Source organism: Nostoc sp. DedQUE02 (genome assembly GCF_034531035.1).
Classification (GTDB): Bacteria; Cyanobacteriota; Cyanobacteriia; order Cyanobacteriales; family Nostocaceae; genus Nostoc.
The window spans coordinates 35,877-49,431 of record NZ_JAVRBY020000005.1 but is presented as its reverse complement, the minus strand read 5'-3'; the positions used below and the strand labels follow the sequence as shown (position 1 = coordinate 49,431).

At 44.3% G+C, this 13,555-nt stretch carries 11 protein-coding genes; 5 read left to right on the top strand and 6 right to left on the bottom strand.

What is annotated here, in order from left to right:
- Positions 1-62: 62 nt before the first annotated feature.
- From murI to RMX98_RS06815, 5 genes are all read right to left on the bottom strand, one after another.
- On the bottom strand, positions 63-926 hold the full coding sequence (gene murI / locus RMX98_RS06835; RefSeq protein ID WP_322677956.1) for a glutamate racemase: 864 nt from the start codon (positions 924-926) through the stop codon (positions 63-65).
- Positions 927-1,055: 129 nt separating this feature from the next.
- Positions 1,056-2,960: an N-acetylmuramoyl-L-alanine amidase gene (locus RMX98_RS06830; protein WP_322677955.1), complete on the bottom strand. Its 1,905-nt coding sequence runs from the start codon at positions 2,958-2,960 to the stop codon at positions 1,056-1,058.
- A 452-nt stretch (positions 2,961-3,412) separates the two neighbouring features.
- Positions 3,413-5,302: an N-acetylmuramoyl-L-alanine amidase gene (locus RMX98_RS06825; RefSeq protein ID WP_322677954.1), complete on the bottom strand. Its 1,890-nt coding sequence runs from the start codon at positions 5,300-5,302 to the stop codon at positions 3,413-3,415.
- A gap of 595 nt (positions 5,303-5,897) precedes the next feature.
- Positions 5,898-7,376: a cation:proton antiporter gene (locus RMX98_RS06820; RefSeq protein ID WP_322677953.1), complete on the bottom strand. Its 1,479-nt coding sequence runs from the start codon at positions 7,374-7,376 to the stop codon at positions 5,898-5,900.
- Positions 7,377-7,575: 199 nt separating this feature from the next.
- Positions 7,576-7,785, bottom strand: a complete 210-nt coding sequence (locus tag RMX98_RS06815) for a hypothetical protein (protein ID WP_322677952.1) — start codon at positions 7,783-7,785, stop codon at positions 7,576-7,578.
- A 29-nt stretch (positions 7,786-7,814) separates the two neighbouring features.
- On the opposite strand from RMX98_RS06815, the gene RMX98_RS06810 reads away from it, so the two are divergent.
- A complete protein-coding gene (locus RMX98_RS06810) occupies positions 7,815-8,558 on the top strand; it encodes an SIMPL domain-containing protein (protein WP_322677951.1) in 744 nt (247 codons plus the stop codon).
- 159 nt (positions 8,559-8,717) lie between these two features.
- Here RMX98_RS06810 and RMX98_RS06805 read toward each other — a convergent pair whose 3' ends face one another.
- Positions 8,718-9,080 carry a single-stranded DNA-binding protein gene (locus RMX98_RS06805; protein ID WP_322677950.1) on the bottom strand — a complete coding sequence of 121 codons (363 nt, stop codon included), beginning with the start codon at positions 9,078-9,080 and terminating at the stop codon, positions 8,718-8,720.
- Positions 9,081-9,453: 373 nt separating this feature from the next.
- Between RMX98_RS06805 and RMX98_RS06800 the strand changes: the two genes are divergently transcribed.
- The 4 genes from RMX98_RS06800 to ribD all read left to right on the top strand — a co-directional run bounded on the left by RMX98_RS06800 (position 9,454) and on the right by ribD (position 13,501).
- Entirely contained in the window at positions 9,454-10,461 is a 1,008-nt protein-coding gene (locus RMX98_RS06800) for a rod shape-determining protein (protein WP_322677949.1), read from the top strand.
- 101 nt (positions 10,462-10,562) lie between these two features.
- Complete coding sequence (mreC, locus tag RMX98_RS06795) at positions 10,563-11,357, top strand: rod shape-determining protein MreC (protein WP_322677948.1); 795 nt, start codon at positions 10,563-10,565, stop codon at positions 11,355-11,357.
- 25 nt (positions 11,358-11,382) lie between these two features.
- Entirely contained in the window at positions 11,383-12,000 is a 618-nt protein-coding gene (gene mreD, locus RMX98_RS06790; protein WP_322677947.1) for a rod shape-determining protein MreD, read from the top strand.
- Positions 12,001-12,307: 307 nt separating this feature from the next.
- Positions 12,308-13,501: a bifunctional diaminohydroxyphosphoribosylaminopyrimidine deaminase/5-amino-6-(5-phosphoribosylamino)uracil reductase RibD gene (ribD, locus tag RMX98_RS06785; protein WP_322678017.1), complete on the top strand. Its 1,194-nt coding sequence runs from the start codon at positions 12,308-12,310 to the stop codon at positions 13,499-13,501.
- Positions 13,502-13,555 lie beyond the last annotated feature (54 nt).

The window sequence follows — 13,555 nt, the reverse complement described above, 5'->3', positions numbered from 1 at the left end:
GTCCTTAGTCCTTGGTCATTTGTTTTGATTCCAAAGACTAGGGCTAAGGACTAATTAGTTTATTAGAGTTGAGAAATAGCTATATCAGTGAAGGAAACCTCTTCAACCATTGGGGTATAGCCTAGCCACTGCACTCCTGATTGGGAAAACTGTTGCGGACAACCGCTAACAGCGAAGCGAGTTGGCAGTGGTAAGTGAGTATTTCTTAAGCCTAGTAAGTCTAGCTCTTGGGCACAAGCTGCCACAACATGAACAGCTGGATCGACCAACTGGACTTGAGAGGGGAGGAGCGATCGCAGTACTGGCGTTAGATGAGGATAATGGGTACAGCCGTGAACTAAGGTGTCAATTTCCTGCTCTAATAAAGGCTCTAGGTAGGCTCGTGCTACTTCAGCAGTGTAAGGATCGTGAATGCGGTTTTGCTCAATCAGTGGCACAAACTCTGGACATCCAACTTGCCAGACTTGGACATCAGGAGCAATTTCGAGTATGGCGTGCTTATAAGCATTACTCTTTGCTGTAGCTGGAGTAGCAATTACACCAATCCGCTTTCCTTGCTGCACGGCAGCTTTTGCACCCGGTAGGATTACTCCCAAAATCGGTATGCTGAATTCTTGACGCACGGTTTCTAGGGCTAGGGCAGAACTGGTGTTGCAAGCCATAATCACCATTTTTACCTGCTGCTGTTGTAGCCAGGTAATAATTTCACGTGTAAATCGTAAAATTTCTGCTTGTGAACGAATTCCGTAAGGAAGTCTAGCTGTATCCCCAAAGTAAACAATTGATTCATTGGGGAGTTGCCGATATATTTGTCGCAGTACTGTCAGCCCACCCACACCACTATCAAAGATACCAATTGGGGCACGTTGGGGTTCTTGCTCAGAAAAATCGTCAAGATTCGCTTCAAAGATGGAAGATGAATACACAGGCAGATATTAATTTAGGTTTTGGGATTTAAAATACAGAATTTAGCAGACAATCTGCAAATTGACCACTAAATTTTGTATGTCAAAGAAGTTTAAATACCACCTCTTTAATTAGTAATTTGTACTATATTACCTCTGCTGTAAGTATTTGAGAATGCCTTGAGCGATCGCTTCTGCCATCCGATTTTGATACTCTGGTGTTCCTAATCGAGGATTATCCTCGTAACCAGTCATATAGCCTGTTTCTACCAAAATCGAAGGCATAGAACTTTTTCTCAGAACATAGAATCTGGCTTTGCGGGTTCCTCGGTCTTTGATAGTACCGATATCCTGGAGGATGGTTTTACGAACTACTTCAGCCAGATTGTAACCACTATCGTAATAATATACTTCTAAGCCATTGACATCAGGACGATTATCAACGGAATTAGCGTGAATGCTGACAAACAAAGTCGCATTAACTCGCTTGGCAATGTCTACCCGTCCCTGAAGTTCTACGAAAAAGTCGGCATCCCGCGTTAGCACCGCTTGTACACCATTTTGCTCTAAAATTGCTCCTACCCTTTTACCAATAGGCAGAATTACATCCTTTTCTAAAAGTCCACCTAGACCAGGAGCGCCTGAGTCTTTTCCACCATGTCCTGGGTCAATAACTACTAGCAATTTCCCTCTCGGAACCGAGGGACGTGGCCGGGACTGGGAGATGGGACGGGGATTATCTATAGGGTTTGGTAATTGACCTTGGTCTGGTGATGGCAGGGGAGGTAAAGTAATTGGCGCTGTGATGCTGCTACCACGGCGTAATTCTAAAGCTAAAAGCTGGTCGCCAACTTGGTTGAGTTCCCCAATTTGCACTCCGGCTGCTGGTTGAACTAAAACAGTGACAGTATTAGATTCTTGTGGTTGCAGGCGTACCCGCAGGATCGGGCTATTAGGATTAAAAGTAGGGCCTGTGACTTTGGGAGCTAACTTAGCATTGTTGATAGTGATGCGGAAAAGACCAGAGGTTCTATCCCAGCCTCCTATAGCAGATAAAGTTTGGTCGGCTCTAATCAGCAATTGTGTGCCATTATTAGCCAGTTGCACAGACTGAATGGTAGCGGTTGAGGTGTTACTAGGTTGTTGTATGGGGCGTGGACTGTTATTTCCAGGCAATTGGGCAACGCCACGACTAGGTAGAATCACAAAACCACCAACGCTGCTAGTGGTTGCTCGCCAATTTGGACTATTTTCGTCCACTTGTAAAGTCAGACGAACAACAGATGGGCTTGTTTGCAGTTGGGTGAGCTGAATACGGCTGACACCATAGCGATTAATCGGCAAATCACGCTGTTTTAAACTTGGTGATAAAGTTGCACCAGCAATGTCGATGTTGATTGCTTTTTGATCATTGCTACGATTTACCTGAATCTGAGGATTACCACCATTGGTGCGGATAAAAAAACCATCGCCTGTGACTTGTAAGTTCTCAATTTGAGTAACCCTGGCGACAAGCATTCTGTTGTTAGGTGGATTGAAAGAGCCTGTCGTTACCACATTGTAAATATTCCTTGGGGGAAATGCTGGTGGAGATGTTCTGGGTGAAGTTGCTGTGGCTATAGCTTGTTCTTGTTGCCCCTCAGTGTTTTTTGAGGGTAAATTTTCGGCTTCTGGCGTAGGTAATTGCACTGTCCAGCGATCGCCAGTTGTCGCAACAAATTGTACTGCTTTGGGGTCTAAAGTATAACCAGGAGTGATTTCAACTACTATGCGGGTTGTTTGTTCGTCAAACTGCCCAACACGTATCGAACGAATTGCACCGCCTACCTGTTGGGTTAGCTGCGGACGGCCAAATGTGGTTCCTGGCAAATCAATTACCAGACGAGTAGGGTTAAAAATTAATTGTGCTTGGGGTTGAACATTCCCTAAAGTATTAATTTCCAGCCTGTTTTGATTGGCATCAAAACGCCAAGATTCGAGTTTCGCGGCCATTGCCGGCGACGATAGCATGAAGATGGTTCCAATAGTACTGGATAGTAACCAGCGTAATTTCACAGTCTTTTCTCCTGATTCACATTTATGGGAGCCGTCAACATCTCAACATATTGGCAAATCCTCACACCGTCACCGAGCACAATTGAGTTTTGCGCTGTTATTAAGACACAGCTAATGGCGTAAAATATAGCACGCTCCTCAGATTTTGCCATGCCATTAGCCTAGATAAATTAGACTGCCAATTTTAAATTTTAGATTCCCGATTTTAGTTTTCTGCCAGATTAGCGTCCTGCTACACTAACACCTCTTGTAGGTGATACAAATCCAAAATCGTTCGACTGAGCGTAGCCGAAGTCTAAAATCCAAAATTTTTTTACTGGCATTGCATCAGATGACAATAACAAAGAAGCTACTCCTATCCCGCCGCAAGAATACTTAAATTGTTTTACTACTAAATTGGATAAAAATGGTAAAGATTAGATGTATTTACTCAATAATTTAGACTAAATTACTTATCTTCTCTTTAGATACTGAAGAACGCCACGAGCGATCGCTTCTGCCATTCGATTTTGGTAAGCTGAGGTTCTGAGTCTCGCCATATCCTCTCGACCAGTCATATAACCCGTTTCCACGAGAATGGAAGGCATGGAACTTTTTCTGAGGACATAAAATCTGGCTCGTCGTACTCCCCTGTCTTTGAGAGTACCAATACTTTGGAGAATACTACTACGGACGACGCGAGCTAGATCCAGTCCGCTATCGTAATAATAGACTTCCAAGCCATTAACATCGGGACGACTTGCACCTGCGGAATTAGCGTGGATGCTAACAAACACATCAGCATTAGCTCGTTCTGCTAATTGCACCCGTCCTGGAAGGGTAACAAAATAGTCAGAATCCCGCGTCATAATTACTTGTACGCCATTTTGCTGCAAAATCTCAGCAAGTCTTTTACCAATAGGTAAGATAACATCCTTTTCGCGTGCCCCTCCAATGCCAAGCGCTCCTGAGTCTTTACCACCATGTCCAGGGTCAATAATCACTACCACTCGCCCATTGGTAACTCGGCGCTGTGGTTGGGTTAGGGGCTGGGGATTAGGATTGTTTGGGTCTGGGAATGGCCCCCGGTTTGGCGGTGGTAGCCCAGGTAAAGCAAAGGGGGGTCTTCCGGGAAGGCTGACAACCCGCCGAGAGCCTTGTATTGGTACCAAAAGTTGCTCGCCGATTTGCTTGGGTTGCCCAAGTTGCACACCGCCTGCCGGTTGAACTAAGACAACGACAGTATTAGATTGTTGGGGTTGCAGACGTACCCGGAGAATTGGGCTGTTGGGAGCAAAAGTCGGGCCTGTGACTCTGGGAGCAAGTTTCGCATTGGTAATTGTGACGCGAAACACACCAGAGGATCTATCCCAGGTTCCCGTTGCAGATAACGGTTGGTTGCCTCTAATTAGCAGTTGTGTGCCATTATCAGCCAGTTGCACAGACTCAATTGTTGCTGGCGAGTTGTTGGCAGATGATCTACTAGGAAAGGACGGTGGTTGTGATTGATTGTCCGATAGGTTGTTTAAATTATTACTCCCAGGCAAGGTGACAACACGATTAGGTAAAACTATTAAACCACCACTGTTACTATTACTTGCTCGCCAATCTGGGCTATTTTTATCTACCCGCAAAGCCAGACGAACGCCAGGAGGTTGAGTTTGCAATGAGGTGAATTCGACGCGGCTAATACCATGTTTGTTAACGGGTATACTACTCTGCTGCGCCAGACGTGGTGATAGAGATGCGCCAGAGATATCCACGAAAATGGTAGCGCGATCGCGGCTGCGAATTACCTGAATTGGCGGATTAGCACCACTGGTACGAATGAACAACCCATCACCTGTTACTTGTAAATGCTCAATTTGAGTCGCCCCTCGTGTAGTAGTGGCAACCCTTGAAATATTAGGTTGAGGTTTAGAGTCTGGGGTAACTACACTGTAAGCACTTCTGGGAGAAGATGCGACTTTATCGGCTTCCGGTCTAGGTAATTGCACCGTCCAGCGATCGCCAGTTGTGCCAACAAATTGCACTCGTTTGGGGTCTAAAGTATAACCAGGAGTCAGTTCGACAACTATACGTGTTGTATCTATATCAAACTGTCCAACACGAATCGAGCGGATTCCACCGCCCACCTGTTGGGTTAGCTGCGGACGGCCAAATGTGGTTCCTGGCAAATCAATTACCAAGCGAGTCGGGTTGAAAATTAATTGTGCCTGGGGTTGAACAGTTCCTACAGTATTAATTTCCAGCCTGTTTTGATTGGCATCAAAGCGCCAAGATTCAAGCCTCGCAGCCATTACCGGCGACGATAGCATGAAGATAGTTCCAATCGTGCTGGGTAGTAACCAGTGTAATTTCACAGTCCTTTCTCCTAATTCACGTTCATGGGAGCCGTCAATATCTCAACTCATTGGTAAATCATCACACCGCCATCACCTAGACTTGATTTTTGATGCCTTTTTTTGATTTTTAAGCTGGTATAAAGACACGCTTAAATCAGTTATCAGGTTTTATATTGGGTCTAAATTCCCATGTGAAATTTTCCACCTTTAGAGGTAGGAATTCTGGCTTCTAAGGAAGCTAGAAAACAAATAACTGATAACCGTTCACTGATAACTGTTTTTTATTTTTTGCCATCAATGCACTAAGTAAATAATTCCCATTACTGTCAGATGATCTAGCAAAACTTATGGGTGTTACTCCCTAATTACCTGGAAAATATTCAAACAAAGGCTCACAAGCCAAGGGAGACTGGAAATAAATAACATTCCGAATGCTGGTAGAAATTATAAACAGACGATTATTCTACAATCAGACGGGACGGAAATTTAGGAACAGAAGTTTCCACTGCATAATCGTCAAATCTTCACAGCACGGTGATAGTACTGAATTCAGAGTCCTGAGTTCTGAGTAATTTATGCTCAGAACTCAGTCATAATTTACCCAAGAATTTGATTAGCGATCGCTAGATTCTGGGGTTATTTCCAAATTGCCACTGTCATTTGATGCTGGCATCTTCGACTGAGGTGATTCAATTACCAATGAAGTCCCAGAAGAACCGTCTAAAATCAGTTGATCTGATCCTGCATCTGCCGTTTTTGGGTCTGGAAATACAAATCGTAATAAGGGAGGAGCTAAAAAGGTTGTCAAGATAACCATCATGATAATTGCTGCTCCTAATGGTTTCGAGAGAGCGCCACTGGCTGCGCCGACACCAGCAAACACCAATCCAACTTCACCTCTGGGAATCATCCCCACACCGATCGCTAAACGGTTGATTCCCGGTTGACCAAACACGCTTAAACCTGTGATTACTTTACCGAGAATGGCTACTAGGATCAGGAAGGTTGCCATAATTAGACCTTCACGATTGTCGGGAATTGCTGGGTTTAATACGCCCAAATCGGTTTTTGCCCCGACAGTTACAAAGAAAATTGGCACTAACATATCAGCAATGGGACAGACTTGCTTTTGTAATTCTTTGCGCTTATCTGTCTCTTCTAAGACTAAACCCGCCGCAAAAGCTCCCAGAATTGCTTCTAAGTGGATGACGGCGGCCAAGTATGCCATAGCAAAAGCGAAGATGAATGCTGGTATTACCAGTCCACCGCGTGTTTTGAGTTGATCGGCGATCGCGACAAAGGACTTATTGAAAACATTGCCTAGTAGGATTGCTCCCAAAATAAAACCAGTGGCACTGATAATCAAATAAATGACTTTGCTGACATCCACCACGCCATCTTTAGCTAGGCTGGCAACTACCGCTAAAACGATGATTCCCAGAACATCGTCAATTACCGCAGCACCGAGAATAATCTGCCCTTCTTTAGAATTGAGTCGCCCCAATTCTGACAGCACTTTAGAAGTAATACCGATACTAGTAGCAGTCAAAGCTGCCCCCGCAAAAATTGCGGGTACAGCGCTAATACCAAACAAAGTCATCAGTCCCACAGTACCAGCAGCAAAGGGTACTGCTACCCCAACTACTGCGACAACAGTGGCTTGGATACCAACTGCCATTAAGTCTTTTAAATTCGACTCCAAGCCAATTTCAAACAGCAGAATAATCACACCCAATTCTGCCAAAACCGAAATGACCTCAGACTGGGCTGCAAACACTGCTGGACTGGCTTCAGGCGTTAAACCAGCAGTGATTTGCAGGAAGGACATGATCAAAGAGTTAGAACTGTCTGTGCTGCCTTCTGGAAACACTAAAAGGTGGAAAACAGAGATGCCTACTACTACACCACCTACTAGTTCGCCTAAGACAGGCGGCAAACCCACTTGGTTTGATAACTCTCCACCAACTTTGCTGGCGAGGTAAACGACTACTAAGCTTAATAGCACTGCTGCTACTACCATTGAACTGTCTGCGGCTTGTGTTGCGCTGGCCAACAGAGGAAAAGAGAAGCTGATTGGATCTAACAAATGCATGGGTTCTCTGAAAATCCTTCTCTTTGATTTTGACGCGTTTCTGAAAAACATCCTATGGAAACGCTATCAGCTGCTTCTTTAAAATTAATTTGTGTCAAGTTCGTAGTGAGTTAGCGCGGTCTTGGGTTTCCCCATAAGCGACTAACTTTTCCGTGTGTAAAGGCTTCAGTCTTTGATTTTATCAGCACTAAAGTACTTACTACAAACCCTTAAAACTAGCTTGAGAAAGTACGAGTGTAATTTTTTTAGTTTCCAAAAATGTAACCATTTCAACTTTTAACGATCGCAGTGTCAAAGTAAGAACATACAAATCGTATCTAGCGATCGCACTTGAGTTGTGAAAAACTTGTGGTGGTTGTTGATTTTCAATAGCCACCACCAGATTGCTACATACCTTGATCAGAAACATCTGTGGATACTTTGAGGAGTGCAAATATTATGACTAGATCCGCTTTACCCGGTTCTCAGTTTTCATCGGGAAACTTGTGGAAAATACTGCCTTTAGCAATGCTTTTATGTGCAACTTTTGTCTTACCTGCGTTGGCACAAGAAAAAGATAAATTGTGGCGAACCCTTAGTGTTAGTGGTCGGGGAGTAGAAACAATTCCGACAACCCTGGCGCAAGTAAATTTAGGAGTAGAGATTCAGGGGAAAACAGCCCAGGGGGTACAGCAAGAAGCTGCCCAAAGGTCATCTGCTGTGGTTGCGTTTCTCAAGAGCAAAAATGTTGAAAAATTACAAACTACTGGTATTCGCCTCAACCCAGTTTACAGCTACACCAATAATGTGCAGCAAATTACAGGCTATGCTGCCACTAACACTGTAAGCTTTAGAATTCCTGTTGAGCAAGCTGGGACATTATTGGATGATGCAGTCAAAGCCGGTGCGACGCAAATTAACGGTATCAGTTTTGTTGCGAATGATGAAGCGATCGCCGTTGCTCAAAAGCAAGCATTAAAAGAAGCTACTCAAGACGCGCGGCAGCAAGCCGATGCCGTTTTCAGTGCCTTAGGTTTTAAATCCAAAGAAATAGTCAGCATTCAAGTTAATAATGCTAGTGCGCCTCCACCACCACCAATGTTTTTACGGGCTGAGGCTGCTAAGTCGGCTGATGCTTCCACCCCTATTGTTGGTGGTGAACAGCAAGTAGAAGCATCGGTGACGCTGCAAATTAGTTATTAGTCATTAGTCATTTGTCATTAGTCCTCTCTTAACAAAGTCTGAGCGCCGACTTGCGGCGCTCAACGCCAGTTAGCCCAAGTCGGGAAACCCGCCCAAGCGACTGGCTCGACTTTGCGCTTTATCATTTGTAAAGGCAACGGACTAATAATCAATGCCCAATTAAAAATGTTCTGGAGACATATCTCCTGTACCGCCTTCTCCATCTCGCTTAGAGCCTAATAAATCCAGTTGATCTACTTGGATCACTGGTGATGAGCGGTTTGCTCCTGTTTGGCGATCGCTCCATGTGTCAAACTTCAGAGAACCTTTGACAGCAATTTGTCTGCCTTTGCGTACATAATTACCTGCTACCTCCGCCGTTTTTCCCCATAGTTCTAAATTAAACCAGTCGGTATGTTCGCCTTCTTTTGTGCGGCGATTAACAGCTAGTGTCAATCTACACTTCACACTACCAGACTCAAAATACTTAATCTCTGGGTCGCCGCCTACACGACCAATGAGGTTGACAACATTGATACTCATCGTGTTACCTTTCAGTACAAACGTACTTAGAAATTCTGACTTTCATCATAGCGAATTGTGAAAGACTTGAAAATAATGTGTTAAACAGTTAACAATATAATTGACTTGAAAATTTATACACATTATTTGGAGTAAACACATAAAAATATACGGATATACTAATCTAACCAGAGAATATCAAAAAGTACGAAGCTTGAGACATACTAAATATTTCTGGGAATCATATAAAAATATTGTCTAGTTTACTCAACTTAGGATACAAACATAATCGAATCAAGCACGATTAACTCTTACCGTTGTAGTCAAGAAGTATCGCACATAGGGGGCTTACAGACGCGTGGGTATTTTTAGGAACTTTCGCACATCATGGGATATGGGTATCGACCTCGGTACCGCTAACACCCTGGTTTATGTATCTGGTAAAGGTATTGTACTACAAGAACCTTCTGTAGTTGCTATCGATGTCAATGAAAAGGTGGCACTAGCAGTAGGAGAAGAAGCCAAAAAAATGCTCGGTCGTACACCGGGAAATGTGATTGCTCTCCGTCCTTTGCGGGATGGTGTAATCGCTGACTTTGATATAGCCGAGCTGATGCTCAAAAGCTTTATTCAGCGTGTAAATGAAGGTAAATCTCTAATCCTACCCCGAATTGTCATTGGTATTCCCAGTGGTGTTACAGGAGTAGAAAGGCGAGCTGTTATGGATGCAGCTCATCAAGCAGGAGCCAGAAAAGTCTATTTAATCGATGAACCTGTAGCTGCGGCCATTGGTGCAGGATTACCTGTTGCCGAAGCAACTGGTAACATGATTATCGATATTGGTGGTGGGACAACAGAAGTTGCAGTACTGAGTCTTCAAGGTACGGTGATCAGCGAATCAGTACGCATTGCCGGAGATGAACTGACTGATGCGATTATTCAGTATATTAAAAAAGTTCATAACTTAGTCATTGGTGAACGTACTGCCGAGGAAATCAAGATTCGGATGGGTTCTGCATATCCGACTAGTGATGACAATGACGCCATGATGGAAGTCCGAGGTTTACACCTGCTTTCTGGTCTACCGCGAACTGTAACAATCAAAGGGCCGGAAATCCGTGAAAGTATGATGGAACCGCTATCAGTAATTATCGAAGCTGTGAAGCGGACATTGGAACGCACACCGCCAGAACTGGCAGCAGACATTATTGACAGAGGTATTATGTTAGCTGGTGGCGGTGCTTTGCTTAAAGGCATAGATACCCTTGTTAGCCATGAAACAGGGATTATTACCCACATTGCTGCCGATCCTTTGAGCTGTGTTGTGCTGGGAACAGGTCGTGTGTTAGAAAACTTTAAACAGTTGGAACGAGTTGTTATCGAAAGCTCTCGCAATATGTAACAAAAAAAATATCAGAATTGAGTTCTATTTGAGTTCTATTTGGGTTTTATATACATAGAATCCAAGTAGAACTTAATTTATATAAGTACATGTAGGTATATATGGTGACAATACGGCGTTGGTGGGATCGTAAAGGGTTGCAAATTGGGCTGTTAGCTTTAGTAGTTGGTAGTGCTTGGATATTGCGACAGACTCAAGGTGAATTGGTACTTGAGACATATCAGGCAATTACCCGTCCATTAGAGATGTTGCAGTCAGGGCCAACTCCAGAAGAGCGTCTCAGAGATGCCCGGATAATGGAATTGCAAACCCGTATAGTAGATTTGGAAAGTCAAAAGACAAAGTTACAAGATTTATTAGGCTATGTGGAAAAAGAGCCATTGGCATCACGGCCAATTCCAGCACGGGTAGTAGGACGTAGTGCTGACCAGTGGTGGCAACAAGTGACTCTGAATCGCGGTGCGAATGCGGGGATTCAGGAAGGCTTCATAGTTAAGGCAGAAGGTGGATTAGTAGGTTTAGTGGAGAGTGTAACTCCCAATACTAGCCGTGTGTTGTTAATCAGTGACCTCAAAAGTCAAGTGGGTGTATCGGTTAGCCGCACGGCAGCTAAAGGCGTTTTGCGAGGAGATTCTTCTGCGGAGGCTGTATTGGAATTTTATGAAAAAGTCCCAAATGTGAAGGTAGGAGATTTAGTTTCCACATCTACTTATAGTCAAAAATTTCCCTCCGGTTTGGCAGTAGGACGAATTAAGTCGCTGGATTTAAAGAAACTCCCGGCATCAGTGGCGAAAATTGAGCTTTTTCCGCCAATCCGCTCTCTCGATTGGGTAGCTGTTTATCCCAAGCCAGAAAACCAAGAGTCGGCAAATCAAGTGCCGCAAAAGTCTAAGTAAATTTTTTGAAAAAATCCATAGAAAAATGAAGATTCCTGCATTTGGTGGTAGCAGGCAGAAAAAGCCAAAATCGTCAGAGCGAAAATCGAAATTCCGAATTCAGCCGCTTGCTCGTTGGCATCCCGGTGTACGTAAGCTGTTGGGTTGGATAGTGACGGCTAGTTCTGTACTGTTATGTTTACTATTATTGCCAACCCGGTTCCCAGGTATGGAATTATTGGGTATTGGCCCTAACTGGCTGTTAATTTGGGTGGTAGCTTGGAGTGTGAAGCGCACGGTGTTTGCCGGAGCATTGGCAGGTATAGTTCTGGGGCTACTTCAAGATTCGATGACATCACTTAGCCCGACTCATGCCATCAGTTTAGGTATAGTGGGGGCTTTAACTGGTCTGCTCCAAAAACAGCGTTTTATCGAAGAAGATTTTATTTCAATTGCTGTAATTGTCTTTGTTTTGGCAGTTTTGGCAGAAACTATCTTTGGATTGCAATTAACTTTGCTCGGCAACGAACGCAAAGTGACAGATATTTGGACATATTATCAGCGTGTCGCCCTAGCCTCTGCCATTCTGAGTAGTCTGTGGGCACCTGTGGTCTATTATCCCCTGAATCTTTGGTGGCAACGGATGAAATTGTTAGAGCAATAAAAGAGAGACGCGATTAACCCTTGTCTGTACAAGAATTAGCACTTAACAAGGGATAAGTTACAGGTGACAGTAAAGAAAATTATCTTCTGTACCCTGTAACCTAAATTTTTATGGAATTTGGGCAACCTCTGGCAATATGGATTCAAGTTACCCTGAACTGTAATGTGAATATTACAGGCTGATGCAAGTAAACACAGCCAATAATAGCGCCTAGATATTACTGTTTAATTATCAGGAACAAAGCGCGATTCTCTTGTGGAGAGGCTGTGCGATCGCGTGCAGAATATTTACAGTGTTGCCTAAAATTATGGATAATTCCCCAGTGGTTGCTCAAGCAGATGCATCTCTATCTAACTACACTCCAGAAAATACGCCTCCGGTGGATTCAACTGAGAAAAGAGTAGGAAGTGATTTTGACTCTCGCATGATGTTGCGGTGTTTGGAACTTGCTCGTCGGGCTTTAGGGCGGACTTCGCCAAATCCTTTAGTGGGAGCAGTGATTGTCAAGGATGGCGAGATTGTTGGCGAAGGGTTTCATCCTCGTGCAGGTGAGCCTCATGCAGAAGTGTTTGCTTTAAAAGCAGCAGGCGATCGCTCTCGTGGTGCAACAATTTATGTCAGCCTCGAACCTTGCAATCACTATGGGCGTACTCCCCCTTGTTCGGAAGGATTGATCGAAGCAGGGGTAGCAAAAGTAGTGGTGGGTATGGTTGATCCCAATCCCCTAGTTGCAGGAGGTGGTATCGCCCGTTTACGGGCGGCGGGGATCGAAGTGTTGGTAGGAGTAGAAGAGTCAGCCTGTCGCCAGCTAAATGAAGCTTTTGTGCATCGCATTCTCTACAAGCGACCTTTGGGAATTTTAAAATATGCCATGACTTTAGATGGCAAAATTGCTACTACCTCTGGTCATAGCGCTTGGGTGACAAGCCAAGAAGCCCGCAGCGAAGTACATCAACTGCGGGCGGGTTGCGATGCCATAATTGTCGGCGGTAATACAGTACGACAGGATAATCCTTATTTAACTAGCCACCAAGTGGGGGCACATAATCCCCTGCGGGTGGTGATGAGTCGCCATCTCAACTTACCGGAAAGTGCCCATCTGTGGCAAACTGCGGATGCTCAAACTTTAGTGTTGACACAGAAAGGTGCTAACCCCGATTTTCAAGAACTGTTGCTCAAGCAGGGTGTGGAGGTGGTGGAATTAACATCACTTACACCGGATAAGGCAATGGCGTACTTATATGAACGAGGTTTTTGTAGCGTGCTGTGGGAATGTGGTGGTACCCTAGCTGCTAGTGCGATCGCTCAAGGAGCAGTGCAAAAAGTTTTGGCATTTATTGCCCCGAAAATCATTGGTGGTAGTATTGCTCCCACACCAGTGGGTGATTTAGGTTTTACTACCATGACTGAGGCATTGTCTTTAGAACGTGTTCGTTGGCGTGTAGTAGGCTCTGACTGTTTAGTAGAAGGTTATTTTCCTCAAAAAGCTAATAGTCAATAGTAATAACACTTGACTATCAATCAACTAATCGTGATTTTGCATTGGCGTAGCCCG